The organism is Winogradskyella endarachnes (assembly GCF_009741275.1).
Classification (GTDB): domain Bacteria; phylum Bacteroidota; class Bacteroidia; order Flavobacteriales; family Flavobacteriaceae; genus Winogradskyella; species Winogradskyella endarachnes.
Genome location: NZ_WOWS01000004.1, coordinates 19,181 through 46,077 on the forward strand (window position 1 = coordinate 19,181; position 26,897 = coordinate 46,077).

Genomic DNA, 26,897 nt, shown 5'->3' on the forward strand with positions numbered 1-26,897 from the left:
AGATACTTAAACTATATATTTTAAAATTTAGTATCTATCAATTCTAGTTAAAGATTGAATAATTGACAACAGAATAGGCTTTTTTCTAATTTTTTTAATACTATGTACTATATATTCTCCCTATTTTTGCGAATAAAACAACCAAACTAAATGTCTTCAAAAATATTAATTATTGGTGCCTGTGGGCAAATCGGTACAGAATTAACCACTAAATTAAGAGAAATTCACGGAGTAAATAACGTTATTGCTAGCGACATAAATACCAGGAATTTAGACTTAGTAAACGCTGGTCCTTTTGTAATTTTAGATGCTAAAAATTTTAATGCTATTAAAGATTGCTGTATTAACCACAATATAGACACCGTTTATCTAATGGCTGCATTGTTAAGTGCTACGGGAGAAAAATACCCAATGGAAGCATGGGATTTAAACATGAATTCTCTTTTTCATGTCCTTAACTTAGCTAAAGACAGACAAATTAAAAAAATATTTTGGCCAAGTAGTATCGCTGTTTTTGGACCTACAACACCAAGAGAAAATACGCCACAGCACACTGTTTGCGAACCTACAACGGTTTATGGAATCACAAAACAGGTTGGTGAGCGTTGGTGTGAATATTACCACGACATATATGGCGTAGATGTAAGAAGCATACGTTATCCTGGTATTATTAGCCACAAAGCTATGCCAGGAGGAGGTACAACGGATTATGCTGTAGAAATATATCACCAAGCTATTAAAGAAGGCAAATACGAGAGTTTTTTATCTGAAAACACAAAATTACCAATGATGTTTATGGACGATGCTATTAAAGCTACTACAACCATCATGGCAGCATCTAAAGATCAAATAAAAATAAGATCGTCTTACAACCTATCTGCAATAAGCTTTACACCTAATGACATTGCAAATAGTATAAAAGAAGAAATGCCAGAATTTAAAATAAGTTATAAACCAGATTTTAGACAGGCGATTGCAGACAGCTGGCCTTCATCAATAGATGATACTGCTGCACGAAAAGACTGGAACTGGTCTCACGATTTTGACTTAAAAAAGATGACTCAAGAGATGCTAATACAATTAAAGAAGAAGTATAAGGCGTAACATTATCAGATTCTTAAAACCTTTTAAAAATCCTATCATTTATTTGGTAGGATTTTTTTATTCTTTTGCTTTAAACTTTTTAGATATATAAACAAAAAAACCGACACTTTCGTATCGGTTTTGTTTGCTCCTCTTCTTGGGCTCGAACCAAGGACCCTCTGATTAACAGTCAGATGCTCTAACCAACTGAGCTAAAGAGGAAGGTTATTTTTCGCGTTAGCGAGCGCAAATTTAAATCATTTTTTTTATTTACACAAAATGAAATTATATTTTTTTTCATTTTATTAAAATTTTAATTTGAAATGGCCTTAAAAATATCATTACCATTTGCAAATAGAACTAATGCAATTAAAATAAAAAATCCAACCATTTGTGCACGCTCTAAAAATTTCTCACTTGGCTTACGTCCAGAAATCATTTCATAGAGTAAAAACATTACATGCCCTCCATCTAAAGCTGGTATTGGAAGTAAATTAAGTATACCTAACATAATGGATAAAAATGCTGTTAAACTCCAGAAATCTTGCCAAATCCATTGATCAGGGAATACATCAAAAATAGCTTTAAAACCACCAACGCCTTTATAAGCACCTGTGCTTGGAGTAAATATCTTTCCTAATTGACCAAAGTAATCAGAAACTTGTTCTTTAAACTTATCTACGCCTCCACCAAAACTTTCTAAAAAGGTATAGTCTTTATGAATAATATCAAAATAACCTAAATCTGCAAATCTAGAGTTGTGTGTAGCAAGACCTACTTCAAATTTCCCTTTTTCACTAACCTTTAAAGTTCTTTCTATTTTTTTGTCTTCTCTTAGAAATGTAACCTTTACAGATTCATTTTTATATTTTTCTATATTAGCAGCTACTTGATCAAAATATTTAATCTTCTCATCATTTACAGATAGTAATATATCACCAGTTTTAATGTCTACACCTTTATTAATAGACGTATCTGGCACTGTACCAACCATAAACGGAATTCTTAATCTAAAAGTTCCATTTTCGCGTTCTGCAGATGATAATTGACCCAAGAAATCTTCAGGTAGTACAATTTCTTTTTGTTCACCATCTCTTATTATAGAATAGTTTTCTCCGTTGACTATATTTTTTCGTACTTCAGAATATGTACTAACTTTTTCTCCGTTTATAGCAACTATTTTATCGCCTGTTTTAAAGCCTACATCTAACAATAATTGGTTTTCTATCCAATAACCATCTTTCATGCTATCTGTAGTAACATCAGTATCTCCGTAAGTAAAAGATAATGCTACATAGATAAAATAAGCTAAAATAAAGTTTACCGTTACACCTCCTAACATTATAATTAAACGTTGCCAAGCTGGTTTAGATCGAAATTCCCAAGGCTGTGGTGGTTTAGCCATGGCTTCTTTATCCATGCTTTCATCAATCATACCTGCTATTTTCACGTAACCACCTAAAGGTAACCAACCAATCCCATAAACGGTTTCTCCTATTTTCTTCTTAAACAATGAAAATTTAACATCAAAAAAGAGGTAAAATTTTTCAACTTTAGTTTTAAATAGTTTTGCTGGTATAAAATGCCCAAGTTCATGCAACACAATAAGCAAGGATAAACTGAGTAAAAATTGAGATATCTTTATAATAAATTCCATGTTGTCATTTCAAAATTCGATTTGCAAAAGTAAGTTATTTAAATCAAAAAATTATATTAAAATAAATGATCTCGTTTTATGATACTTAGTTCTAATTTTTTATAATTCTCTTATTAATAATTTTATTCTCTGTTTCAAATTGAACAAACAATAATCCTGAGCCTAAACTATTTAAGTTAATTTCTGTTGTCCACTGGGTTTGCATTAATAATTGCCCTAAACTATTGTATATTTTTATACGATCTACATCTACGTGCTGTGGTTTTAAAATATAAATAGTAGATGCCGTTGGATTTGGATAAATGGTAATTTCTGAATTAATCTCCAATTCTAAATTACTTAACGATACAGTATTATTTTTTGATATTAAATGGTAATCTGGGTCTAAATACACGTCTTGTATTGTAAAATTTATGGTCTCTAAAAATTGCTGATTATTTACGGTATTATCTAAAACAACATCTAAACTTTCTCCTAAGGTGCCAACAATTCTTATAGGTACTCCTGCTTCAAAAAATGATACAGACGAATGACTTTGGCTTTGAGACAAAAGTATGTTTAATTGATTTCCATTTTGTTCCCAATTTAAAGTATAACTAGGATAACCTTGGTTATATAACCAATCGTTAAAAAATTCTGCTAAATTTTCTCCTGTAATTGATTCCATAACAGCAATAAAATCTTCAGTTTTGGCATAATCAAATGCTAAACCTGGCGTGTTTAAATAAGTTTGCAAGCCAAGGTAAAAATCTGTGTCACCTAATTTACGTCTTAGCATATGTAAAACCATAGCACCTTTATTATAACTGAGACGACTATTAAATATTCGGTTTACAGAGGTAGTATCTTGATCCGTAAGATAAACGGCACCATCAGTTTGAGAGGTAATAAAAGTTACCGATTGCTGTCTCCAATTTGTAAAACTGTCTTCACCATCTAAATCTTCAATAACTAAAGCCGCTAAGTAAGTAGCAAAACCTTCGTTTAGCCAAATGTCCTTCCAACTTCCACAAGTTACTTTATTACCAAACCATTGGTGCGCTAATTCGTGGGCAATAAGACCTCTACTAAATCCGCCCATAAATGAAATTGTGGTATGCTCCATACCTCCTCCCCAACCAAATTGGGCATGGCCATATTTTTCATCTGCAAAGGGATATTCTTCAAAAAGATTGGTAAAAATATCCATAATATCTACTGTAATTTGAGTACTTGCTTGCGCTGTTACCAAACTCTCTGGATAAACGTAATTCACAATATCAAAAGGGTTTCCGTTATTAGGTACTGTATGTGAATATACCTGATAATTTGTAACTGCAAAAGCTACTAAATAAGCAGGTATTAAATGACGATGCTTAAAGTGAGTTGTTTTACTGGAGTTACTTACAAGCGCACTTACTTCTACACCATTAGAAGCTACAACATAACTCTCATTGCTATCATTAAACTCTGGGGTTGTAACAAAAACATCAATAGAATCTATTTTATCTATTAAATCTTGTTTACAAGGCCACCAACCTTTTGCGCCATAAGGTTCAGATAATGTCCACATTACTGGAGCTCCATTATGTGTGCTTTGTTCAAACGATCCAAAACCAGAACTAATAGGATTTCCATTATAAGTTACCGTTAAAGAATCTAAAACACCTTGAGCTTGTGTAATTGGTAATGTAATCACTAATTCATCATCTGAATTTTGTACAAAGCTTAAGCTATTATTACGTTGCATTACTTGTGTAACCGTCATGTTATCTGCCAAATCAAACGTAATATCGGTCATTGCTTCGTTAGCCTCAAAGTAAGTGGTAATTGCTCCAGAAATTTGTGATATAGCAGGATCAACATTTAATTCTAAACGATGATATTTAACATCGTAATTTCCCGTATTGTTATTTACTGTATTTGCCATTTTTCGCAAAGCTCTATTGGCTTCAGCCGACCGAATAGCTTTTAAATTTTCATGATAATCTTGCGCATTTATTTGCAATCCTAATAAAAAGAATAAGCAGCCTAAAAGTTGTTTCATAGCAGTCATTTTATTGTTAAAAATAAAACAATTATTAACAATGGGTCGTATTTTTGTACCTCAACTTTCTATAAATCAATTATAATGTCGTTTCTATCTTTTTTTAAGGGCTATAAAAACTTCGGAATTTTCTTTTCTATATTATGCATTATAATCATTGCTATTATATACAATGTTTTAAATGTAAAGCAACCACTACCTATATATCAACCTGCAATGGTTGCAGAAGAATTGGTAGATAGCACTATACAGCATCAATTAAAATATCATAAAATTGCAGACTTTAGTTTAATAAATCAGAATGGAAAAACTATAACGCAAGAAGATTATAAAGATAAAATTTATGTAGCGGATTTTTTCTTTACTACCTGCCAAACAATTTGCCCTATAATGACTAAAAACATGGAGCAAATACAAAAAGAGATTCTTAATGATGATGATGTTATGCTACTATCACATTCGGTTACACCTAAAATTGATAGTGTTGCCCAACTGAAAAAATACGCTCTAGAAAAAGGAGTTATTGACCGAAAATGGAATTTAGTTACTGGCGACAAAAAACAAATCTACCAGTTGGCAAGAAAAAGTTATCTCGCTGTAAAAACGGAAGGGAATGGTGATGAATACGATATGATACATACCGAAAATTTTATGTTAATAGATAAAAAGCGTCAAATTAGAGGTTTTTACGATGGCACAAAACCAGAAGACATTGAACGTATTTTAGAAGATATTGAAACTTTGAAGTATTTTGATGGCCGTTAAAAACCTATAATGCTGTTAAATATTCGTAATCTAGCTTTAAACACTAATATTTTTCGCTTATTTTTGCTTCTTTAAAACTATTCTAAATAAGCAGCAATTGACATTAGCCGAATTAAAACGAGGACAACAAGGCATCATTACAGATGTGTCTTCAATTCATATTCCTTTAAAACTTCTCGAAATGGGTTGCTTACCTGGTAATTCCGTAAAACTAGTTCAGGTTGCGCCATTTGCAGACCCAATGTATCTTAACATCAATGGCACTCATTTAGCGATTAGAAAAGAAACTGCTAATCATATTACAATTGAAACTATAGATGAGTAAGCAGATAAACGTTGCATTAATAGGAAATCCAAACACCGGAAAAACCTCTGTTTTTAATGCCTTAACTGGGTTAAACCAAAAGGTTGGAAACTATCCTGGAATAACAGTTGAAAAAAAAGAAGGTATCTGTAAATTACCAAGAGGCTTAAAAGCTCATATTATAGATTTACCAGGAACATACAGTCTTAACGCATCTTCTCTTGATGAAAATGTGGTAATAGAACTGCTTCTTAATAAAAATGATAAGGATTATCCAGATGTTGCTGTAGTAGTAAGTGATGTAGAAAACTTAAAACGAAACTTACTTTTATTTACGCAGATAAAAGATTTAGAAATTCCTACAATTTTAGTCATTAACATGTCTGATAGGATGGAATACAAAGGTATTTCTATAGATATTCCATATTTAGAAGCACAATTAAAAACGAAAATTGCTCTTATAAGTACAAGAAAAAATAAGGGAATTAATGATTTAAAAGAACTTATAACTAAATATAAAGAACTACCTGCTGAACCTTGTTTAGATGCTTCTGTTATAGATGAAACGTACTTTAACAACTTGAGAAAAGTATTTCCTAACCAATTATTATACAAATTATGGTTGGTAATTACTCAAGATGTAAACTTTGGAAAAACAGATAGGGCTACTTATGATAAAGTTGAAGATTTTAAAACTAAATCTAAAGCAGATTTAAAACGACTTCAGCAAAAAGAGACCATAAAGCGTTATCAATTTATTAACGAAACCTTAAAGAAAGGTCAAACTATTGACCTTAAATCTGCCAAAGATTTACGCATAAAATTAGATCGCATCTTAACGCATAAAGTTTGGGGATATGTAATTTTTGCAGCCATTCTTTTACTTATTTTTCAAGCAATATACGACTGGTCTAGTATTCCAATGGATTTCATAGATGGTGCATTTGCTTCATTAAGTGAATGGACAAAAAACACATTACCAGAAGGTGCATTTACTAATTTATTGGCAGAAGGTATTATTTCTGGACTTGGTGGTGTAGTTATTTTCATTCCACAGATTGCCTTCTTATTTCTATTTATATCTATACTAGAAGAAAGTGGTTATATGAGCCGTGTGGTATTCTTAATGGATAGAATAATGCGTCGTTTTGGACTGAGTGGCAAAAGTGTAGTGCCCTTAATTTCTGGCACAGCATGTGCAATACCAGCAATTATGGCAACCCGTAATATTGAAAGCTGGAAAGAACGCTTAATCACCATTTTAGTAACGCCATTCACTACTTGTGCTGCAAGGTTACCTGTATATTTAATAATTATTGCATTAATTATTCCTGAAGGTCGCTTTTTAGGTGTTATAAGCTACCAAGCATTAACTTTAATGTTATTATACCTCCTAGGTTTTGGTACGGCTGTTGGCTCTGCTTGGATATTAAATAAAGTATTAAAAATGAAGAGTAAGACATTTTTCGTTGTAGAAATGCCTAATTATAAGCTACCCTTATTAAAAAATGTTGCTCTAACGGTATTAGAAAAAACAAAAGCTTTTGTCTTTGGTGCAGGTAAAATTATACTGGCCCTCTCTATTGTTTTATGGTTTTTAGCATCTTATGGACCTGGAGACAATTTTAACAATGCAGAAACAATCGTCACTAAACAATACGCTTCAAAGAATTTAAACGAAGAAGAGTTAGAACAAAAAATAGCCTCACATAAACTAGAACATTCATTTATTGGTATAGCAGGCCACGCTTTAGAACCTGTTATTAGACCTTTAGGTTATGATTGGAAGATAGGCATTGCCATTGTAAGTTCTTTTGCTGCACGTGAAGTGTTTGTAGGGACATTAGCAACCATTTATAGTGTTGGTAGTGATGAAGAGGAAACTATTAAAAATAGAATGGCAGGAGAAATAAACCCTATTTTAGGAGGACCTTTATTTAATTTTGCCTCTGGTATTTCTTTACTTTTATTTTATGCATTTGCTATGCAATGTATGAGTACATTAGCTATTGTAAAACGAGAGACTAATTCTTGGAAATGGCCGATTTACCAGTTAGTAATCATGAGTGGTTTTGCTTATATTGCAGCATTGATTGCTTTTCAAGTATTAAAATAGATATGAATACAATAATTCAAAACATATTAGTATTTACAGCATTAGCAATGGCTTTATTCTTTTTAATACGCAAGTTTTTTTGGACACCAAAAGCTAAACCATCTAAATCTTGTGGTGGAGAGGATGGCTGTGGTTGCCATTAAAATTATTCAAATAAAAAAAGTCTATTACTTGAATTTTGTTAATAATACTCTTGCTTATCGCTTATTATTTCGATTTCAAATCTAACCAACATACATTTTTAAAAGACCTATCAAGCGGCATAATTGTATGCATTTTACTTGGTATTTCAGCACTTGCATTTGTAAGTCTATTTAATCTTACAATTATACATGGCATCTTCTATTTAGGCATAGAACTTATTATTATTTTTGTAATAAAAGCATTAATTAACAATCAAAGATAGATAACTAAGCTTTTCGTGAAATTTATCTTATTTTTCTATAAAACCGTCAGGAACATCAAACGTATTAGGTGATGTCTTTACAAACTTTGCGCTCCTAATAGTTGCATCTCCAATAACTTTACCTAAACCATTTGTACTAGACCACTCATAAAATTCCCAATTATGAGCAACTGGTATTCCATCAATCATTTTGTAATTAGAATAACCAATAGCATGCGGATCAGCTTCTGCTGCTTCTGTAGATTTATTAACGGTAACAATATAGGCTACGTAATCAATTAAATGAGTATGTGGATCACTGTAAACAATATACCAATCGTCTGGAGCATCACCTGTATTGGCTTCAAATGTTAAACGTTGAGAATTGTAAGTTTTATCGTTAAGTTGTACAGATTCAACATTAGACCAAATAGTGCCAGGATCATTTAATTTGTTAGAAAACAATAAAAAGTACATCCAAGTGTAAGCATCAAAACGCGCTGCTTTATCATTTTTTAGATCTGTTGAATGATATACTTTTGACCCATCATAATAGATAGAAGAGCCATCCTTTAATTCAATCCTTCCTTATGTAGAATTAGTAAGGTATGTCATTTTAGCATCTAAACGTTCTTTACCTCCAAATTTAATTACCATATCTACTTCAATTGCCTTACGAGATAAAAATTCGTCTTTATTATAAGCCTTTTCAATACGCTCAATTGGTGATAGTTCTTTTTCCTCTTTAACCTCAACAACAGGTTTTGGTGTTTCTGCTGTTACTTTATTTTCATTTTTACAACTTGTGGTTAGCACTAAAAACAGTAAACAAATAAAAGTGGGTTTATAGATAGGTGACATAAATACAATTTAATTAAAAGTTGGTTTTCATCAAAACTAGAGCGTAATTTATTTAATAAGGCACTCTATTCTCTATTTTAGGATAATTTTAGCTTTTAAAGCAACAAATGTTCGGTTTAAAGATTACACTTTCTTTACATAAAGATTTTTGGCTACGTTTTGCGAAACCACAATTTCTCGATCTTCTAACTCTATTTTTATAGAATTATCATAAGGTTCCTTATGTTTTATTGTAATCACAGAACCCAAAGCAATTTTATTACTATCCAAATACTTTAAAAAACTAGAAGAACTATCATCTACACCAACACATTTATAGACAGCACCTAATTCTGATTTTGCTAATATTATCTTATCAATATACTGAAAATTTCCTTCTTTGTCTGGTATGGGATCTCCATGAGGATCGTGCTTAGGGAATTCTAAAAAAGCATCCAATTGATTAATCAATTTTTCAGATTTTATATGCTCTAAATGCTCTGCTACCTCATGTACTTCATCCCAAGAAAAATTTAACTTCTCAACTAAAAATACTTCCCAAAGTCTATGTTTTCTAATAATATTTATGGCAACAAACTTTCCTTCTTCGGTTAATGTAACACCTTGATACTTTTTATAATCTGCGTAATTTTTATCAGATAACTTTTTAATCATATCAGTAACGGAAGATGCTTTGGTCTCCATTGCTTCAGCAATAGCATTTGTATTTACGGTATTTGCTCCATTGTTACCAAGATGATAAATAGCTTTTATATAATTTTCTTCCGTTAGTGTTATCATAGTATAATTGTCTAGCACAAATATAAAAAAGATATATTTCTTAAAATATTTTTAGACAAATCTAAATTTTATTTTAATTTTGTTTAAAATTAATTCAAGATGAATCTAATTAAAGGATTACTACTATTTCTCTGTGCCTCTTCTTTTGCCCAATCTACTTTTTCTATAGAAGGAAAAGTCTTAACAAATGGACAGCCTTTACCTTATACTAATATTTATATTGAAAACACAACAAAAGGAACAACTTCAGACACAAACGGTATTTTTATTTTAGAGAATTTAAAACCTGGAAACTATAGTATTGCAGCTTCTTTTACGGGTTATAAAATTCAAAAGAAACGCGTAACAATTAAAGACAAAAACATTAAAATAACGTTTAATTTAAACGAAAGTGAAGATTTAGACGAAGTTATAATTACTGGTACCTTAAAAGCGGTATCTAGATTAGAAAGTCCAGTGCCTGTAGAAGTTTATTCTACAACATTTTTAAAGAAAAACCCAACGCCTAACATTTTTGAAGCACTACAAAACGTAAATGGTGTTCGTCCTCAGCTTAACTGTAATGTCTGTAATACTGGAGATATTCATATTAACGGGCTAGAAGGTCCTTATACTCTAGTTTTAATTGATGGTATGCCAATTGTCAGTGGATTATCTACTGTCTATGGCTTATCTGGAATACCGAATTCTCTTATTGAACAAATTGAAGTTGTAAAAGGTCCTGCATCTTCCCTATACGGCAGTGAAGCGGTTGGAGGATTAATAAACGTTATTACAAAACTGCCAGAAAATGCACCTCGCTTTTTTGCAGATGGTTTTATTACAGGCTGGGGCGAAGTAAATTTAGATGTCGGTTTTAAAGCAAACGTAGGTAAAAAAGCAAACGTTTTGTTTGGCACCAACTATTTTAAATACGACAATGTTATTGATAATAACAATGACAACTTTACGGATTTAACTTTACAAGATCGTATATCTGTATTTCAAAAATGGGATTTTAAAAGAGCTAGCAATAAAAAATTATCCGTAGCTGGTCGGTATTTTTACGAAGATCGTTGGGGCGGAGAATTACAATGGACTAAAGCTAATAGAGGCGGAAATGAAGTTTATGGTGAAAGTATTTACACCTCTCGTTTTGAAATTTTAGGAAACTACGAGCTACCAATTAAAGAGAACGTAAACTTTCAATTCTCATATTCTGATCACGATCAAAACTCAGTCTATGGAAACACACCATACCTAGCACAACAACGAATTGGTTTTGGACAGCTTATTTGGGACAAAAAAATCAATAAACACGATGTACTATTTGGATCAGCCATTAGATATAACTATTATAATGATAATACCACGGCAACTGTTACTGCAGATGAAGTTACAATGCCTTCTTTATTTGTTCAAGATGAAATTAAATTTAACAAAAAACAAAGCCTTTTACTAGGTATACGATACGATTATGACAACAGACATGGTAATATTTTTACACCGAGAATTGCCTATAAATACAAACCAACAAACACTGATATTATAAGAATAAATGCTGGTACCGGATTTAGAGTTGTAAACCTATTTACAGAAGACCATGCCGCACTCACAGGCGCAAGAGATGTCATTATAGAAGAAACTTTAAAACCAGAAGAATCCTATAACATTACTCTTAATTATTTAAAAAAACTATACTTAAAAAATGGCATGTATTTCACCTTAGAAACATCGGCTTGGTACACGCATTTTACAAATGCAATTATTCCAGATTATGACACAAACCCAAACCAGATTATTTATGACAATTTAGATGGCTACTCAACATCAAAAGGACTTAGTTTTAACGTAGATGCCGTATTTGATAGTGGAATAAAAGCATCAATTGGTGCCACATACCAAGATGTTTCGCAAACAGAAGACAATCAACGTGTAGAACAAATTTTAACTGAAAAATTCTCTGGCGTATGGTCTTTTAGTTACAAAAACTATCCAACAAATCTTACTCTAGATTATACAGGAAATATTTATGGCCCAATGCGATTACCGCTTCTAGGTGAATTAGACCCAAGACAAGAATATTCACCAACATGGAGTCTTCAAAACATACAGCTAACACACGACGGTTTAGATAATTTTGAATTTTATGGAGGTGTAAAAAACCTTTTAAACTGGACACCCAATAAAGGAAATCCATTTATAATAGCACGATCAGATGATCCGTTTGATGAAAATGTTCAGTTTGATACAAATGGAGATGTTATTGCTACAGCAAACAATCCATACGCCTTAACCTTTGATCCATCTTATGTTTATGGTCCAAATCAAGGTATTCGATTATTTTTTGGCGTACGATATAAGTTAAAATAATCACTCATTTTTAGTACTTTCGTAATAAATATTTAGAGACATGAAAAAAGTTATATTACTCTTTATAATAACACTAGTTATTACAAGCTGTAAGAATGATGTTAAAAACGAAGAAAACATCAACAAAAAGCTCAATGTAGTTACTACAACTACAATGATTACAGATTTAGTTAAAAACATTGGTGGCAATTTAATAAATGTAAAAGGTTTAATGGGCGCTGGTGTAGATCCACATTTATATAAAGCAAGTGAAGGCGATGTCACTAAACTAGTAAATGCAGATGTTATCTTTTATAACGGTTTACATTTAGAAGGTAAACTTGTAGAAGTATTTGAAAAAATGGAAGCATCTAACAAAACACCTATCGCTTTAGCCAAAGAGATTAATAAAAGACATTTAATTGGTTCAGAATACTTTGCGTCAAACTATGATCCACATGTTTGGTTTAATATAGATTTCTTTGAAAAATTTGCAGAAAAAGTAACACTTGTTTTATCTGAAAAAGACCCAACAAATGCAGAAACATATAGAACTAATGAAAAACGTTACTTAACAGAATTAGAAAAATTAAGAGAAGATGTAGAAAGTGCTATTGAAGCCTTAGAGCCCGAAAAACGAATATTAGTTACCGCACACGACGCATTTAATTACTTTGGAAAATCCTATGGCTTTGAAGTTGTTGGTCTACAAGGTTTATCTACAGCCACAGAAGCTGGTGTAAAAGACGTACAAAAATTAGCCGCATTTATCATTGAAAAAAATATAAAAGCGATATTTATTGAAAGTTCTGTACCAAAACGTACTATTGAAGCTTTGCAAAAAGCTGTAAACTCTAAAGGGCATAAAGTTGAAATTGGTGGTACCTTATACTCAGATGCTCTTGGTAGTGAAGGTTCTAATGAAGGCACTTACGTAGGCATGTATCGTTACAATATTAAAACAATAGTAAGTGCATTACAGTAATTTTAACCACTATCTTTAACAGGTTTCCAACAACAAATAAATGAGCAAAATAGCTGTAAAGGTTGATGATTTAACGGTAGCTTACAACTACAAACCAGTACTCTGGGATATTGATTTAGAAATTCCCGAAGGTGTTCTAATGGCTATTGTTGGACCAAATGGTGCCGGAAAATCAACGTTAATAAAATCTATATTAGGGATTTTAAAACCTATTGCTGGCAGTGTATCAATATACGGAAAACCCTATACCAAACAGAGACAACTTGTTGCATACGTTCCTCAAAAAGGAAGTGTAGATTGGGATTTTCCAACTACAGCATTAGATGTTGTATTGATGGGAACTTATGGAAGTTTAGGCTGGATTAAACGTCCTGGACAAAAAGAAAAAAAAGCCGCACTTGAAGCTTTAGAAAAAGTAGGTATGCTAGCTTTTAAAGGACGACAAATAAGTCAGCTTTCTGGCGGTCAACAACAACGAATTTTTTTGGCTAGAGCATTGGTTCAAAATGCTTCAATATATTTTATGGACGAACCTTTTCAAGGCGTTGATGCAACAACAGAAATAGCGATTATCAATATTTTAAAAGAATTAAGAAAAGCAGGCAAAACAGTTATTGTAGTTCATCACGATCTTCAAACTGTACCAGAATATTTTGATTGGGTCACCTTTTTAAACGTAAAAAAAATTGCCACAGGACCAGTAAAAGACATTTTTAATGATGATAACTTAACGAAGACTTACGGCATTAATTATAAAGTGAGTATTCAAGAGTGAAAAATAGTTAGCAGTTTTCAGTAAATAGTTGGTGGTACTCACGTATACGGATAAAAAAGGACTTCAATAAAAAATAAAAATTTGAGTCCCAAATTTTGACATATTTGAACAACAAATTGACACAACTTAATAAAGTCTCAATATTAAAATAAACAATTCTAAACGGGAGATTACTGCTTTCGCAGAAATTATGGATATAACGGAATACATAAAATTAGTCTTCACAGATTACACACTAAGAACCATAACACTAGGTACGGCAATTTTAGGTGCTGTAACGGGAATGTTAGGTAGTTTTGCTGTACTTAGAAAACAAAGTTTATTAGGTGATGCTATTTCTCATGCCGCTTTGCCTGGTATAGCCATTGCCTTTTTAATTACAGGCGCAAAAGACACTAATACGTTACTTATTGGCGCATTAATAAGTGGTTTAATTGGTACATTTTGGATTAGAGGTATAGTTACAAAAACCCATTTAAAATCTGACACTGCTTTAGGACTAATTTTATCCCTATTTTTTGGCTTCGGTATGTTATTACTCACATTTATACAAAAACAACCTAATGCTAACCAAGCAGGTTTAGACAAGTATCTTTTTGGGCAAGCCGCAACATTAGTAGAAAGTGATGTTTGGCTTATGGCAATAGTTACAGGGATTTGTTTAATTGTAATGCTTACTTTCTGGAAAGAATTCAAAATACTATTATTTGATGCTGATTATACTAAAACTCTTGGTTTTAATACAAAATTTATAGACATACTTATTACCTCATTTATTGTTTTGGCTATTGTATTAGGCTTACAAACCGTTGGCGTTGTTTTAATGAGTGCTATGCTATTAGCACCTGCTGCTGCTGCAAGACAATGGACAAATAGCTTATCTATAATGGTGTTTTTAGCTGCCATCTTTGGAGCTTTTTCTGGAGTTTTCGGTACTGCAATTAGTGCGAGTCAAAATAACCTATCAACAGGACCCGTTATTGTATTAGTCGCTGCTGTATTTGTAGCATTCTCATTTATATTTTCACCAAGTCGTGGATTATTATTTAAGCAAATTAGATTTATTAAAAATAGACGCGATTTAGAATTACATAAAACACTTGCGTTTATGCATCATATTGCAGAAACTCACGAAGACATTTCACATCCACACACCATTAAATTACTTAATAATTTTCAGGGCTACACAAAAAGCACACTTCAAAAATTAGTAGAAAAAGATTATGTTAAATTAAATGGAAACATGTGGAGTTTAACTAAGACAGGTTTTGAAACTGCTGAGAATTTGTATACTAAACAAACTACAGAAGATGAGTAGCGCACAAATAGAAATACAACTCATAGCCAGCATAGTTGCAGTTGCATGTGCTATTCCTGGTACATTTTTAGTACTAAGAAAAATGGCAATGATTAGCGATGCCATTAGTCATTCTATTTTACCAGGTATTGTTGTTGGTTTTTTTATTACACAAGATTTAAACTCACCATTATTAATTCTGCTTGCTGCTTTAACCGGCATTATAACTGTGGTATTGGTTGAGTATATTCAAAAAACGGGCTTGGTAAAAGAAGATACAGCTATTGGTTTAGTATTTCCTGCGTTGTTTAGTATTGGTGTAATTCTCATTGCAAAAAACGCTAATGATGTTCACTTAGATGTTGATGCTGTTTTGTTAGGTGAATTAGCTTTTGCTCCATTTGATAGATTACTTACTGGAGGCACAGATGTTGGTCCAAAATCACTTTGGGTTGTGGGTAGCATATTAATTGTAACCGTTACACTTTTAATTTTATTTTTTAAAGAATTAAAAGTGAGCACCTTTGATAAAGGTTTAGCGGCCTCACTAGGATTTTCACCTGCTATAATACATTATGGTTTAATGTCTATTTCCTCTGTAACAACAGTTGGTGCTTTTGATGCTGTAGGAGCTATTTTAGTCGTTGCATTAATGATTGCTCCTGCTGCTGCTGCCTATTTGCTAACAACCGATTTAAAGAAAATGTTAGCTTTGGCTATAATTTTCGGGATTTTTAGTGCTGTTTTCGGCTATTGGGTTGCACACTGGTTAGATGCTTCAATAGCTGGCTCAATTACAACGGTTTTAGGATTGGTGTTTTTATTAGTGTATTTATTTGCACCTTCTAAAGGAATAATTGCAGTTATGTATAGAGAACGACAACAACAAACAGAAGTCTCACTCCTCACCTTTTTACTACATTTAAAAAACCATGACGAGCTGGAAGAACGACATGTTAATCACCTCAACGAACATATTAATTGGCAAAAAGTGCGCGCTAAAACAGTTTTAGATCTTGCACAGAAAAACAATATGATTACTATTGAAAAAAACATTGTGTCTCTTACCAAAAAAGGTAATGAATTTACCTCTAAAGCCATCAATTACATTATGACCAACGAAGACACACAAATAGAAGACATGAAAGATGATTTCTTTTTGTTTAGAGGCTAGTTACTTAAACCCACGCTCTTTCTGAATATGCTCATAAGCTTCTTGTACCTGTCTGAACTTGGCCTCTGCACCTTCTTGATGCTCTTTTCCTAAGTGGCCAACTCTATCTGGATGGTATTTTTTAGCCATAGCTCTATAGGCTTTTTTAACTGCGTCATCTGACACTGACTTATCAATTTCAAGAATTTTATACGCATTATCACTACTGTTGTAAAACATTGCTTTAATACTTTCGTAATCTTTACTGCTAATTCCCAAATAACCAGTAATAGTATAAATCTGCCTTAACTCATCTTCTGTTACAACACCATCTGCTTTAGCAATTCCGAATAAAAAATGAAGCAACTGTAGACGTGATGCATGGTCCATCATTTGTCTAATCTGTGTACAAACCTGGCGCGTAGAAATATTCTGCTTACTTATACGTTTAAACAGCTCAAAAGCCTTATTTGCTCTGTCTTTGCCATACATATTGGTGAATTGCTGGCGCACAAAATCTAATTCGCGTTGATCCTGTTTGCCATCTGCTTTTATAACTATAGAAGCTAAAATTAGTAAGCTCACTTCAAAATCTCCAGATTTAGTTTGTGGGCGCGAAGATGTACGCTTTCCGTAATTTGGTTTTGTTCTATATGTATCTCTTTTATTTCCGGTTTGACGATCACCAAGCAAAGGTGTTCCATTATCAGCTAAATTATCAACAAAACTACCTATAGCTAATCCTATAATAGCACCTATTGGTCCACCAAAAGACCAACCTAAAGCACCACCAACCCATTTTGCAAAACTCATATTCTATTTATTTTATAAAATTCAAATATACTATTTTGTTAGTCTATCTTTAATAGTTTTTGTTACTATTCAAAACATAAATGGTTCCATATAAACTGCTAACCATAGACTATGTACTGCCTACTATTTTTCATTATCTTTGCACTTTAAATTAAGAATAATAAAAATATAGAAATATGTATCCAGCAGAATTAGTAAAACCAATGCGTGAGGATTTAACCAATGTTGGTTTTGAAGAATTACATACATCAGAGGCAGTAGAAGCTGCATTAGCAAAGGAAGGAACAACCTTAGTTGTTGTAAACTCTGTTTGTGGTTGTGCTGCAGCAAATGCAAGACCAGGTGCAATTAGCAGTATTAAAAATGATAAACGTCCAGATCATATTGTTACCGTTTTTGCAGGTGTTGACAAAGAGGCTGTTAATGCTGCAAGAGCACATATGATACCTTTTCCTCCAAGCTCGCCAAGTATGGCTTTATTTAAAAATGGAGAATTGGTGCATATGTTAGAGCGTCACCATATTGAAGGAAGACCTGCTGAGCTAATAGCAGAAAACCTTAAAGATGCCTATAACGAGTATTGCTAAAAAATTATAAAATCTATATTATAGATAAAAAACCACGAAATAATTCGTGGTTTTTTTGATTTTAAACGCAACCAATTCGTGTTTTTTGCATCTATTAAAAAAACACATCAATGAAATCAATCAATTTTTTTCTTCTAAGTTTTATTTTAATTCTATTCTCTTGCGACTATGACGAAGCAAATTCTAGCGGATATATAGATTTGTCTAGTGTTGAATTTGCTGGTGATCAATACAACGAATTAGGCGAAAACCAATTTATTTATACAGAAACAGCTCCTATCTCAACATTTTCAATAGATGCGGATGGTGCTTCTTATGCTAATGTAAGACGATTTATTGAACAAGACCAATCACTTCCTCCTACTGCAGCCGTAAGAACAGAAGAACTTATTAATTATTTCAATTTAGATTATGGCTATACCGATGCTACGCATCCAATTAATTTAAATGGAGAAATAAGCTCTTGTCCTTGGCAAACTGAGAATAAATTGGTTAGAATTGGTATGAAAGCAAAACCATTAAACCCAATAGATACTCAAGCTTCAAATTTTGTATTACTAATAGATGTTTCTGGATCTATGGGAAGTGAAGATAAGTTAGAACTTTTAAAGAGTGGATTTAAGGATTTTGTAGATCAAACATCTAACGAAGATAAAATTGCAATTGTTACTTATGCTGGTTCTGCAGGTCTGGTTTTGCCATCTACATCTTGTTCTAATAAACAGACGATTAAAGATGCTATTGAAACCTTAGGTTCTGGAGGCAGTACAGCAGGAGCAGAAGGTATAATAACAGCTTATGATATTGCTTTAGAAAATTTTATTACAAACGGAAATAACAGAATTATAATTGGTACAGATGGCGATTTTAATGTTGGTATAAGTAACCAAGATGAATTAATTAGTTTAATTGAAGAAAAGCGAGATTTAGGCATTTTTTTAACGGTTTTAGGTGTAGGAAGAGGAAACTTAAATGATGGAACCTTAGAACAAATTGCAAATAAAGGCAATGGAACTTATGAGTATATAGATACTATAGAACAATTACATAAAGTATTTATATATGATTATAGTAAGTTTTTTACCGTAGCAAAAGATGTTAAAGTACAAGTAGAATTTAATCCTGAAATTGTTGAGTCTTACCGTCTAATTGGATACGAAAACAGAGCTTTAGATACAGAAGATTTTGAAGATGACACAGAAGATGCTGGTGAGATTGGAGCCAACCAAAACATAACAGCAATCTACGAGATTGTACCAACTGTAGCATCTAACTTGCTTAACGAAAAAGCCTTTACAATTGCTGTAAGATATAAGTTACCTGATGCAGACACAAGTATAGAAATGGATTTAGACATTAATGACCAAGAAGTTACCTTTAATCAATCTTCAGATTTTATGAAATTTACTGCGAGCGTGGCTTCTTTTTCAATGTTACTTACAGATTCAGAATTTAAAGGCTCTAGTAGTTTTTCTAATATTACAACTTGGTTAAATGATATTAATTTAAATGATGAGCATAATTTTAAAAATCAATTTAAAACTATGGTACAAAGCGCTTCAACGCTATAATGAGTTTTAAACCCTTTTTTGTTTCAAATCTCAAAAGCAATTTTTAAAAATTATCTTGAAAAGAATCACATATAATATCACATTTTTAGTTGTATTAAGTCTCTTTTTTATTTCCTGTACACTTCCTGATGATGACCCTGTGACTTGCGAAGAAATATTTGAAGAACTACAACAACAAAAGATAGCAATAGAAGACTATGCAGCCACATCAATCTGTGGTGAAGATTATGAATGTCAATTTATTGGCTTTGGTTCTAAACCATGTGGTGGTCCATGGGAGTACCTTATTTATACAACATCTATAGATACTGAGCAATTAATTATTATGGTCAATGACTACAATGAATTAGAAAACAATTACAATGAATTATGTGGAGGAGCATCAGACTGTTCTATTCCATCTCAACCAATTGGCTTCACTTGCGAGGATAACCAATGTATTCCTATTTTTTTAAACTTTAAAAACTTAGTTATTTACTTATTTTTGTATTAATAAACCTTTTATTGTGCAAAAAATTATTTCCTATCCGCTTTCGGTTATTTTTTATTTATGTTTTGGTATAACTCTAGTCATATTTCAGGCTATACAATGGTTTTCTTATAATATATTTGGCTATAAAGGATTAAAAGTTGTTGTAGATTTTTTGCAATTGGCCATTATAAGATGTCTTAATATTTTAGGCACAAGAATTTCTTTTAACAATCCCTATACTTTAAATACTGACCAACCTTTAATTATTGTTGCCAACCACCAAAGTATGTTTGATATTTCACCTATTCTATGGTACATGCGCAAACACCATGTAAAATTTGTTTCAAAAAAAGAACTTGGTAAAGGTATACCAAGTATCTCTTACAATTTGCGCCATGGTGGCTCTGTATTAATAGACAGAAAAAATCCAAGACAAGCATTACCAGCAATGATGAAATTTGCTGAATATATAGAAAGTACCAATAGAGCAGCCGTTATTTTTCCGGAAGGTACACGTAGTAAAAATGGTGTACCAAAACCGTTTAAAACAAAAGGATTAGAACTTTTAATAAAAAAAATACCTTCGGCATTAATAATACCTATAACTGTTAATAATTCTTGGAAGATGTTAAGGTATGGTAATTTCCCTATGGGAATAGGAAATCATATTAAATTTAAAGTGCATAAGCCTCTAGAAATTACTAACTTTACGGATAAGACTGAATTAATTCAACAAATTGAAAAAACAATAGTTGATGCCATTGAGCGCTAAACAAGAAAAAAACTCTACATATGTCTTTGAAAAATGTACGTTTAGAAGTGATGCAACATCTTGAAAAAGATGTACAATCACTTATAGAAAAATATTTAATTCCTGTTGAAAAAATTTGGCAACCAACTGATTTTTTACCAGATTCTAAAAAGGATACATTTTTTGAGGACGTACGAGAAATTAGAGAACTCTCTAAAGAATTACCTTATGATTTTTGGGTAGTTTTAGTAGGTGATATGATAACAGAAGAAGCTTTACCAACCTACGAGTCTTGGCTTATGGACGTAGAGGGTGTTAATCAAACGGAGCATAACGGATGGTCTACTTGGGTAAGACATTGGACAGGTGAAGAAAACAGACATGGAGACGTTTTAAATAAATATTTATACCTATCTGGACGTGTAAACATGCGCGAAGTTGAAAAAACTACACAATATTTAATTAATGATGGTTTTGATATAGGTACAGGAAGAGACCCTTACAAAAACTTTGTTTATACCAGTTTTCAAGAATTAGCAACTTATATTTCTCACAACCGAGTGGCTAAAATTGCCAAACAAAAAGGTAATAAGCAATTGGCTAAAATGTGTAAAATTATTTCTGGCGATGAGATGCGTCACCACCATGCTTATTCAGAATTTGTAGAACGTATTTTTGCCGTAGATCCAAGCCAAATGATGATGGCTTTTTACGATATGATGAAGCGAAAAATTGCCATGCCAGCACACTTTTTAAGAGAATCTGGTGAAAGTATTGGTGCTGCTTTTGAAGAATTTTCTAATACAGCACAACGTATTGGCGTTTACACTTCTACTGATTATGTAGATATTTTACAAAAATTAATTAAACGTTGGGAGATTGACAAAATCACAAATCTTACAGATGAAGCTGAAAGAGCTAGAGATTATTTAATGAAATTACCTCCTAGAATGTATCGCTTATCTGAACGTATGAAAATACCAGAAAATTCATTTCAATTTAAATGGGTTGATCCTGCATAAATGTTAAGAATGACAGTTTCTGAAAAACAACTCATAGCTTCTACAATAGACTTTGTTAAAACTGAACTTAAAAATGCAGAAGGCGGACACGATTGGTTTCATGTTGAACGTGTTTATAAAAACACATTATTAATTGCTAAGCACGAAAATGTAAATATTACCGTGGTTTCTTTAGCAGCTTTACTTCATGATATTGCAGATTCTAAATTTCATAATGGTGACGAAACTATAGGCTCTAAAAAAGCTAGCGCTTTTCTACTAAGCAAAAATGTGGATAGTGAAATTATAGAACATGTTGCGCAAATCATAGATAACATGTCTTTTAAAAACTCTTTTGATTTAAACACAGCTTTTAATTCTTTAGAAATGGAAGTTGTACAAGATGCTGATCGTTTAGATGCCATTGGAGCTATTGGTATTGCACGTTGTTTTAACTATGGAGGTTTTAAAAACAGAGCATTATATAATCCAGAAATTAAGCCTAATCTTAACATGACAAAGGCAGAGTATAAAAACTCTAATGCGCCTACAATTAATCATTTTTATGAAAAATTGTTACTCTTAAAAGACCAAATGAATACTAAAACTGGTAAACGTATTGCTTTAGAAAGACACAATTATATGAAAGGCTTTTTAAAACAATTTTATGCAGAATGGGAAGGCAAAAAATAAACGTGTTAATTCTCTTTAGCAACTTCTAAAGCTGTTAACTTATACTCAATAGCAGCCATTTCTTCGCCATAATGAATAATTTGGTCTGCAGTAAGATTGTCATTAGAGTTCACTGCATCTAAAATATCTTGCCCTTTTTTAGTATAATAGGCTATGGTAATATCTATTTTATCTTCCATATACAATACGTTGCTGTTATTGTACCATTAGTTTTAATTCACTTCTATATTTAGAAGCGCTTTTACCAGTAAATTCTTTAAACAGCTTATTAAAATGCGAAAAATTATTAAACCCACACTCAAAACTTACATCTGCAATACTCATTTGGCTTTCAGACAATAACTTAGTAGCGTGCACCACTCTATATTCGTTTACCAATTTTGTAAACGTTTTACCTGTTACTTTTTTAAAGTAACGACAAAAGGCAGGAACCGTCATACTCACCTTTTCTGATATTTCATCTAAGCTAATATGGCCTTTAAAATTCTCATTGATATGCTTAAATATAATATCTATCTTAGCACTATCTTGTGGTTCAGTTTCAAAAGCAAAGCCATCAACATTTAATAAGGTGTAGTCATCTGCCTTTGCTAAACCATGTAGAACTTCTAAAAGGATTAATATTTTTTTAAAGCCTTCTTTTTCATTTAACTTTTCAATTTTAGCGCCAAGCTTTTGTTTTGTTTTTATACCAAAAAGAATTCCTTTTTTAGAGCGCTCAAATAAGGTATTAATTTTGCCCATCTCAGGAATATTAAAAAAATGATCACCCAAAAATTCTGGTTTAAACTGTACTAAAGTCTCAGACCCATTAATTGTTAACCTATCGGTAAAGCCATAATGTGGTAAATTAGGACCAATTAGTAACAATTGGCTATTATTAAAATAAGACAGGTGATTTCCTATATGTCGTTTTCCTTGTCCTTTATTGACATACACCAATTCAATTTCTGGGTGAAAATGCCAAAATGGTTTGGTTTCACCTTTGTAGACGTCCATCATGTGTTTCTTTACCAGTAAAGAACTTCCAAATTCTGGACTAATTTTTTCTAAAGTAGGTTTTCTTGCTTTCATTTTCTTAAACAATTAATTACAAAGTTAATTTCTATTTCTAATGACAAACTATGTAAAATTACCAAAAACATACACTAAATTAACAATTTACAGTTTTATTAACAATCATTAGGTTAATTTTGTATATAAAGTAGCCAAATCTGTTGTTTTCTAAACGTCATTACCACTATAACTTTGTAGTGTTGAATTAAATGAACTGATTTTAAAAATTTAAAATTCAGTTTATAATAAAAATGAAACATTATGAAAACATTATTTAAAAACATTTTAGTATTAGCAGTGATGTTAGGAACATGCACAAGCTACGCAAATGCTGCATTAGAAGTTTCACCTACTTTTAATAATGTAAACGAAGGAGACCTAATTTCTGTAAAAGATGAGTCTGGAGCAGTTATTTATAACGGACGTATTAACTACAACGGAAACTTACAACATCTTTATGATTTCTCTCAATTAAACGACGGAACCTATAAAGTAGAAGTTAATAAAGATTATGAAATTGTTGTTAATTCGGTTAAAGTAAAAAACAATATTGTAACTTTTATAGAAGCAAAAAGCGAAAAAATCTTTAAACCTGTATTTAGAACAAAAGATTCTAAAATTATTATTTCTAAAATAGCAATTGATACAAATGAAATGGAAGTAGAGTTGTACTATGAAAACAACCTAATCCATACAGAAACTGTTACAGGTGAAGATATTTTAAATAGAATTTACCAATTAGATAACACTCAAAGAGGAGAATACACTGCTGTAATTAAATCTAATGACCGAGTATTTGTTGAAACTTTTAGAATCTAAATAAATTTAGACATTAACTTTAATAAAAAAGTAGGCTTAATTAGCCTACTTTTTTTGTTTTCAACAGTTTGTAATATTCTTTTAAGAAATTATTCTGCACGTCGCATTTATTTATTTCTACATAACCTTTAAGATATTAATCTTCTATACCATCATCAATTTACTATTTCATCAAATCTTAAAGAGTAAGTCAATTAGGAAGCTAAATTTTTATTCAGTTATAGTTGTCAAAAAAATTTAATTAGTTCCAGTCTGCAAATTGTATCAAAATATCATTTCTATAGAAAATTAACATTAAAAACATCTATATTATCCGTTACCACACAATAGTCAAATTCTTAAGTTAATTTAGAATAGTTATTCGTTAAAATGCATGTTTTCAGTACTTTAAATGCATTATATATTTGTATCAGTAATCACTTAATACCATATTATTATGAAAAAAGTATTTAAAATTATTTTAGTATTAGCGGTAGTGTTAGGCTCATCTACTAGCTACGCAAACGAAGTTTTAAAAGTTGAATCAGCTTTTAAATACGTTAACAAAGGAAATCACATTTCTGTATCTGATGCTTTTGGAGAAGTCATTTACAGTGGAGAAATTAATAATAGTGGAAATTTAATCTCATTATACGACTTTAGCCAATTAAAAAATGGTAAATATGATGTAGAAGTTACTAGTGGCTATAAAATTGAAGTAAGCACTATTGAGGTAAATGATAGTATTGTATCAATATTAGAAACTAACAAAAAAACAATACACAAACCTGTTGTAAGACAAGAAAACGCTTCTATTCTAATAACAAAATTAGCGTTAGAAGGTGAAACAATGGAAATAGAACTATATTTTGAAGGTGAATTAATTCATACAGAATCATTAGCAGGAGACACTGTTTTAAGTAGAGTTTATAAACTAGATGAAAGCCAAAAAGGAAGCTATTCAACAATTATTAAATCTAACGATAGAATATTTATTACCAATTTTAACCTCTAGTGATACATTAAGATTTAAATTTTAAATAAAAAGTGGATGTTTATAACGTCCACTTTTTTTTGTATTCACATTTTATAACTAATAACAATATGTTAAATGTGTAGCAAATTAACTCTAATATATACAAAATTACCTATTGGAATTAGAGCTAATTATCTATTGGTTAATTTAGCATACATTTTAGCCAAAATTGATGTTTTCTACATACTTAATGTTATTTAAATTTGTATAAGCACTTAGTTATTAAGGAAGAGATAAAATGAAGGTTTGATTATAGTGCAAAAAAGATGAAAACAAAGTTTCATCTATTAGTTAGAATATAAATTGTTGTTTATATATTATTAGTTTATTTATTTAGTTAAAAAAGTGGGTAGTAGAGAACCCACTTTTTTTTGTTTAAAACTCTTTAGTTTATTTATTAATAATATTCTGTAAGTGAAAATACTATCCTTTCTACTAAAGTAAATCTACTTTTATATTGCAATCTATAATTTCCTTGATTTAAAACTTTCTTGACTTGTAAATTATGTCTTAAAATGTTAGGTTAATTCTGTACAGTTATTAGGTAAAAGTATTGTTTTCTGCTGTTTAAACAGGTTTTACATTCGCCCAAAATTAACATCTATAATTATGTATCAGCTTTACAAAATACAATTGCTAATAATGAGCCCACTGGTTATCGCTAGCTTTATTTTACTAGCACCACTTTATTTTATTAATAAATTAACCTCTAAGAAAACGGATCAAAGGTAACATTCTATTTACCAGGAAAATCAGCTTTACGTTTTTCTAAGAAAGCCGTAGTTCCTTCCACAAAATCCTCAGTACCAAAGCATTTTCCAAATTGCGTAATTTCTACTTTATAACCATCTTTACCATCTTTGTAATTGGCATTAATAGCCTTAATAGCTTTACCTATAGCAACAGAAGAGTTTCGCATAATTTTACCAGCTAACTTCTCTGCAAATGGCAACAACTCATCTTGTGCTACAACATGGTTTATTAATCCATAATTAAGGGCTTGGTTAGCATCAATCATAGTAGCTGTCATAATCATTTCCATGGCTCTACCTTTACCAACTAATTGCGGCAAACGTTGTGTGCCTCCATAACCAGGAATAAGACCAAGTGAGGTTTCTGGTAATCCCATTTTTGCATTAGTACTAGCAATTCTAAAGTGGCTTGCCATTGCCAGTTCTAAACCTCCACCAAGTGCAAAACCATTAACTGCTGCAATTACAGGCGTTTTTAGATTTTCAACAAAATCAAATAATAATTCATGACCCTTTGCGGCTAATTTATCTCCAGCTTTTACATCAAAATCTGCAAACTCACTAATATCAGCTCCTGCAACAAAAGCTTTTTCGCCACTACCTGTAATAATAATTACTTTAGTATTTCTATCCTTATCAGCTGCATCAAATCCATAGTGCAGTTCTTTAATAGTATCTCTATTTAAAGCATTTAACTTTTTAGGCCTATTAATTGTAATTGTAGTTATGCCATTAGAGACAGTTGTTAAAATATTATCGTAGTTCATTCTAAAAGATTTTTTACAAAAAAAGTAGTCTTGTTGTTTAATAATCTGTGCTTTACATTTTTTTTTAAAACACTTAGCGTAA

27 protein-coding genes and 1 tRNA gene are annotated in these 26,897 nt (G+C 31.5%); 18 read left to right on the plus strand and 10 right to left on the minus strand.

Annotated features, from left to right (window positions below; genetic code table 11):
• The first annotated feature begins 150 nt into the window (after positions 1-150).
• The gene (locus GN138_RS10900; protein WP_157364035.1) at positions 151-1,104 is read left to right on the plus strand and encodes an NAD-dependent epimerase/dehydratase family protein; all 954 of its coding nucleotides are present in this window, start codon (positions 151-153) and stop codon (positions 1,102-1,104) included.
• 127 nt (positions 1,105-1,231) lie between these two features.
• On the opposite strand, the gene GN138_RS10905 is transcribed toward GN138_RS10900, so the two are convergent.
• The 3 genes from GN138_RS10905 to GN138_RS10915 form a co-directional block, all read right to left on the minus strand.
• Positions 1,232-1,305: transfer RNA gene (locus tag GN138_RS10905), tRNA-Asn, on the minus strand.
• Between the two features lie 91 nt (positions 1,306-1,396).
• The gene (gene rseP, locus GN138_RS10910; protein WP_157364036.1) at positions 1,397-2,740 is read right to left on the minus strand and encodes an RIP metalloprotease RseP; all 1,344 of its coding nucleotides are present in this window, start codon (positions 2,738-2,740) and stop codon (positions 1,397-1,399) included.
• A 91-nt stretch (positions 2,741-2,831) separates the two neighbouring features.
• Positions 2,832-4,766: a M1 family aminopeptidase gene (locus GN138_RS10915; protein ID WP_157364037.1), complete on the minus strand. Its 1,935-nt coding sequence runs from the start codon at positions 4,764-4,766 to the stop codon at positions 2,832-2,834.
• A gap of 84 nt (positions 4,767-4,850) precedes the next feature.
• Here GN138_RS10915 and GN138_RS10920 point away from each other — a divergent pair, with 84 nt between their 5' ends.
• From GN138_RS10920 to GN138_RS10935, 4 genes are all read left to right on the plus strand, one after another.
• Positions 4,851-5,531: an SCO family protein gene (locus GN138_RS10920; RefSeq protein ID WP_157364038.1), complete on the plus strand. Its 681-nt coding sequence runs from the start codon at positions 4,851-4,853 to the stop codon at positions 5,529-5,531.
• A 97-nt stretch (positions 5,532-5,628) separates the two neighbouring features.
• A complete protein-coding gene (locus tag GN138_RS10925; protein ID WP_157364039.1) occupies positions 5,629-5,856 on the plus strand; it encodes a FeoA family protein in 228 nt (75 codons plus the stop codon).
• Entirely contained in the window at positions 5,849-7,951 is a 2,103-nt protein-coding gene (gene feoB / locus GN138_RS10930; protein WP_157364040.1) for a ferrous iron transport protein B, read from the plus strand. The genes GN138_RS10925 and feoB overlap by 8 nt, the downstream gene beginning before the upstream one ends.
• Positions 7,952-7,953: 2 nt before the next feature.
• Entirely contained in the window at positions 7,954-8,094 is a 141-nt protein-coding gene (locus tag GN138_RS10935) for a FeoB-associated Cys-rich membrane protein (RefSeq protein WP_157364041.1), read from the plus strand.
• Positions 8,095-8,384: 290 nt separating this feature from the next.
• On the opposite strand, the gene GN138_RS10940 is transcribed toward GN138_RS10935, so the two are convergent.
• From GN138_RS10940 to GN138_RS10950, 3 genes are all read right to left on the minus strand, one after another.
• Positions 8,385-8,813 carry a DUF6503 family protein gene (locus tag GN138_RS10940; protein ID WP_157364042.1) on the minus strand — a complete coding sequence of 143 codons (429 nt, stop codon included), beginning with the start codon at positions 8,811-8,813 and terminating at the stop codon, positions 8,385-8,387.
• A gap of 111 nt (positions 8,814-8,924) precedes the next feature.
• Positions 8,925-9,197 carry a hypothetical protein gene (locus GN138_RS10945; RefSeq protein ID WP_157364043.1) on the minus strand — a complete coding sequence of 91 codons (273 nt, stop codon included), beginning with the start codon at positions 9,195-9,197 and terminating at the stop codon, positions 8,925-8,927.
• A gap of 123 nt (positions 9,198-9,320) precedes the next feature.
• Positions 9,321-9,977: a metal-dependent transcriptional regulator gene (locus GN138_RS10950; protein WP_157364044.1), complete on the minus strand. Its 657-nt coding sequence runs from the start codon at positions 9,975-9,977 to the stop codon at positions 9,321-9,323.
• A 99-nt stretch (positions 9,978-10,076) separates the two neighbouring features.
• On the opposite strand from GN138_RS10950, the gene GN138_RS10955 reads away from it, so the two are divergent.
• The 5 genes from GN138_RS10955 (at position 10,077) to GN138_RS10975 (ending at position 16,539) form a co-directional block, all read left to right on the plus strand.
• Positions 10,077-12,329 (plus strand): TonB-dependent receptor, encoded by a 2,253-nt coding sequence (locus GN138_RS10955; protein WP_157364045.1) that lies wholly within the window; start codon positions 10,077-10,079, stop codon positions 12,327-12,329.
• A 40-nt stretch (positions 12,330-12,369) separates the two neighbouring features.
• A complete protein-coding gene (locus GN138_RS10960; protein WP_157364046.1) occupies positions 12,370-13,293 on the plus strand; it encodes a metal ABC transporter solute-binding protein, Zn/Mn family in 924 nt (307 codons plus the stop codon).
• Between the two features lie 40 nt (positions 13,294-13,333).
• Positions 13,334-14,068, plus strand: coding sequence for a metal ABC transporter ATP-binding protein (locus GN138_RS10965; RefSeq protein WP_157364047.1), 735 nt, complete (start codon positions 13,334-13,336; stop codon positions 14,066-14,068).
• A 190-nt stretch (positions 14,069-14,258) separates the two neighbouring features.
• Positions 14,259-15,386 (plus strand): metal ABC transporter permease, encoded by a 1,128-nt coding sequence (locus tag GN138_RS10970; RefSeq protein ID WP_157364048.1) that lies wholly within the window; start codon positions 14,259-14,261, stop codon positions 15,384-15,386.
• Positions 15,379-16,539 (plus strand): metal ABC transporter permease, encoded by a 1,161-nt coding sequence (locus GN138_RS10975; RefSeq protein ID WP_157364049.1) that lies wholly within the window; start codon positions 15,379-15,381, stop codon positions 16,537-16,539. The genes GN138_RS10970 and GN138_RS10975 overlap by 8 nt, the downstream gene beginning before the upstream one ends.
• Here the strand turns inward: GN138_RS10975 and GN138_RS10980 are convergent, their stop codons facing one another.
• Positions 16,540-17,331, minus strand: coding sequence for a TerB family tellurite resistance protein (locus GN138_RS10980; RefSeq protein ID WP_157364050.1), 792 nt, complete (start codon positions 17,329-17,331; stop codon positions 16,540-16,542).
• Between the two features lie 176 nt (positions 17,332-17,507).
• Here GN138_RS10980 and GN138_RS10985 point away from each other — a divergent pair, with 176 nt between their 5' ends.
• The 6 genes from GN138_RS10985 (at position 17,508) to GN138_RS11010 (ending at position 22,406) form a co-directional block, all read left to right on the plus strand.
• Positions 17,508-17,918, plus strand: coding sequence for a BrxA/BrxB family bacilliredoxin (locus tag GN138_RS10985; protein ID WP_157364051.1), 411 nt, complete (start codon positions 17,508-17,510; stop codon positions 17,916-17,918).
• Positions 17,919-18,028: 110 nt separating this feature from the next.
• Positions 18,029-19,489, plus strand: a complete 1,461-nt coding sequence (locus GN138_RS10990) for a vWA domain-containing protein (RefSeq protein ID WP_157364052.1) — start codon at positions 18,029-18,031, stop codon at positions 19,487-19,489.
• Positions 19,490-19,544: 55 nt separating this feature from the next.
• Positions 19,545-19,982 carry a hypothetical protein gene (locus GN138_RS10995; RefSeq protein ID WP_157364053.1) on the plus strand — a complete coding sequence of 146 codons (438 nt, stop codon included), beginning with the start codon at positions 19,545-19,547 and terminating at the stop codon, positions 19,980-19,982.
• Positions 19,983-19,995: 13 nt separating this feature from the next.
• Positions 19,996-20,733, plus strand: coding sequence for a lysophospholipid acyltransferase family protein (locus tag GN138_RS11000; protein ID WP_317162741.1), 738 nt, complete (start codon positions 19,996-19,998; stop codon positions 20,731-20,733).
• Between the two features lie 20 nt (positions 20,734-20,753).
• Entirely contained in the window at positions 20,754-21,734 is a 981-nt protein-coding gene (locus GN138_RS11005; protein WP_157364054.1) for an acyl-ACP desaturase, read from the plus strand.
• A gap of 9 nt (positions 21,735-21,743) precedes the next feature.
• Positions 21,744-22,406, plus strand: coding sequence for an HD domain-containing protein (locus GN138_RS11010; protein ID WP_157364055.1), 663 nt, complete (start codon positions 21,744-21,746; stop codon positions 22,404-22,406).
• Positions 22,407-22,411: 5 nt separating this feature from the next.
• Here the strand turns inward: GN138_RS11010 and GN138_RS16045 are convergent, their stop codons facing one another.
• Together GN138_RS16045 and GN138_RS11015 are read right to left on the minus strand one after the other, a co-directional pair.
• The gene (locus tag GN138_RS16045) at positions 22,412-22,585 is read right to left on the minus strand and encodes a hypothetical protein (RefSeq protein WP_197429344.1); all 174 of its coding nucleotides are present in this window, start codon (positions 22,583-22,585) and stop codon (positions 22,412-22,414) included.
• A gap of 16 nt (positions 22,586-22,601) precedes the next feature.
• Positions 22,602-23,480: an AraC family transcriptional regulator gene (locus GN138_RS11015; RefSeq protein WP_157364056.1), complete on the minus strand. Its 879-nt coding sequence runs from the start codon at positions 23,478-23,480 to the stop codon at positions 22,602-22,604.
• 243 nt (positions 23,481-23,723) lie between these two features.
• Between GN138_RS11015 and GN138_RS11020 the strand changes: the two genes are divergently transcribed.
• Both GN138_RS11020 and GN138_RS11025 read left to right on the plus strand, forming a co-directional pair.
• Positions 23,724-24,281, plus strand: coding sequence for a hypothetical protein (locus GN138_RS11020; RefSeq protein ID WP_157364057.1), 558 nt, complete (start codon positions 23,724-23,726; stop codon positions 24,279-24,281).
• Between the two features lie 436 nt (positions 24,282-24,717).
• Positions 24,718-25,275 (plus strand): hypothetical protein, encoded by a 558-nt coding sequence (locus GN138_RS11025; protein WP_157364058.1) that lies wholly within the window; start codon positions 24,718-24,720, stop codon positions 25,273-25,275.
• 757 nt (positions 25,276-26,032) lie between these two features.
• On the opposite strand, the gene GN138_RS11030 is transcribed toward GN138_RS11025, so the two are convergent.
• Positions 26,033-26,815 (minus strand): enoyl-CoA hydratase/isomerase family protein, encoded by a 783-nt coding sequence (locus GN138_RS11030; RefSeq protein WP_157364059.1) that lies wholly within the window; start codon positions 26,813-26,815, stop codon positions 26,033-26,035.
• Positions 26,816-26,897: the final 82 nt, after the last annotated feature.

What these genes read in the sequence shown, in the direction of transcription:
- GN138_RS10900 (WP_157364035.1), top strand. Translation starts at nt 151, where the DNA reads ATGTCTTCAAAAATATTAATTATTGGTGCCTGTGGGCAAATCGGTACA.
- rseP (WP_157364036.1), bottom strand. Translation starts at nt 2,740, where the DNA reads ATGGAATTTATTATAAAGATATCTCAATTTTTACTCAGTTTATCCTTG.
- GN138_RS10915 (WP_157364037.1), bottom strand. Translation starts at nt 4,766, where the DNA reads ATGAAACAACTTTTAGGCTGCTTATTCTTTTTATTAGGATTGCAAATA.
- GN138_RS10920 (WP_157364038.1), top strand. Translation starts at nt 4,851, where the DNA reads ATGTCGTTTCTATCTTTTTTTAAGGGCTATAAAAACTTCGGAATTTTC.
- feoB (WP_157364040.1), top strand. Translation starts at nt 5,849, where the DNA reads ATGAGTAAGCAGATAAACGTTGCATTAATAGGAAATCCAAACACCGGA.
- GN138_RS10935 (WP_157364041.1), top strand. Translation starts at nt 7,954, where the DNA reads ATGAATACAATAATTCAAAACATATTAGTATTTACAGCATTAGCAATG.
- GN138_RS10940 (WP_157364042.1), bottom strand. Translation starts at nt 8,813, where the DNA reads ATGTACTTTTTATTGTTTTCTAACAAATTAAATGATCCTGGCACTATT.
- GN138_RS10945 (WP_157364043.1), bottom strand. Translation starts at nt 9,197, where the DNA reads ATGTCACCTATCTATAAACCCACTTTTATTTGTTTACTGTTTTTAGTG.
- GN138_RS10950 (WP_157364044.1), bottom strand. Translation starts at nt 9,977, where the DNA reads ATGATAACACTAACGGAAGAAAATTATATAAAAGCTATTTATCATCTT.
- GN138_RS10955 (WP_157364045.1), top strand. Translation starts at nt 10,077, where the DNA reads ATGAATCTAATTAAAGGATTACTACTATTTCTCTGTGCCTCTTCTTTT.
- GN138_RS10960 (WP_157364046.1), top strand. Translation starts at nt 12,370, where the DNA reads ATGAAAAAAGTTATATTACTCTTTATAATAACACTAGTTATTACAAGC.
- GN138_RS10965 (WP_157364047.1), top strand. Translation starts at nt 13,334, where the DNA reads ATGAGCAAAATAGCTGTAAAGGTTGATGATTTAACGGTAGCTTACAAC.
- GN138_RS10970 (WP_157364048.1), top strand. Translation starts at nt 14,259, where the DNA reads ATGGATATAACGGAATACATAAAATTAGTCTTCACAGATTACACACTA.
- GN138_RS10975 (WP_157364049.1), top strand. Translation starts at nt 15,379, where the DNA reads ATGAGTAGCGCACAAATAGAAATACAACTCATAGCCAGCATAGTTGCA.
- GN138_RS10980 (WP_157364050.1), bottom strand. Translation starts at nt 17,331, where the DNA reads ATGAGTTTTGCAAAATGGGTTGGTGGTGCTTTAGGTTGGTCTTTTGGT.
- GN138_RS10985 (WP_157364051.1), top strand. Translation starts at nt 17,508, where the DNA reads ATGTATCCAGCAGAATTAGTAAAACCAATGCGTGAGGATTTAACCAAT.
- GN138_RS10990 (WP_157364052.1), top strand. Translation starts at nt 18,029, where the DNA reads ATGAAATCAATCAATTTTTTTCTTCTAAGTTTTATTTTAATTCTATTC.
- GN138_RS11005 (WP_157364054.1), top strand. Translation starts at nt 20,754, where the DNA reads ATGTCTTTGAAAAATGTACGTTTAGAAGTGATGCAACATCTTGAAAAA.
- GN138_RS11010 (WP_157364055.1), top strand. Translation starts at nt 21,744, where the DNA reads ATGACAGTTTCTGAAAAACAACTCATAGCTTCTACAATAGACTTTGTT.
- GN138_RS16045 (WP_197429344.1), bottom strand. Translation starts at nt 22,585, where the DNA reads ATGGAAGATAAAATAGATATTACCATAGCCTATTATACTAAAAAAGGG.
- GN138_RS11015 (WP_157364056.1), bottom strand. Translation starts at nt 23,480, where the DNA reads ATGAAAGCAAGAAAACCTACTTTAGAAAAAATTAGTCCAGAATTTGGA.
- GN138_RS11020 (WP_157364057.1), top strand. Translation starts at nt 23,724, where the DNA reads ATGAAAACATTATTTAAAAACATTTTAGTATTAGCAGTGATGTTAGGA.
- GN138_RS11025 (WP_157364058.1), top strand. Translation starts at nt 24,718, where the DNA reads ATGAAAAAAGTATTTAAAATTATTTTAGTATTAGCGGTAGTGTTAGGC.
- GN138_RS11030 (WP_157364059.1), bottom strand. Translation starts at nt 26,815, where the DNA reads ATGAACTACGATAATATTTTAACAACTGTCTCTAATGGCATAACTACA.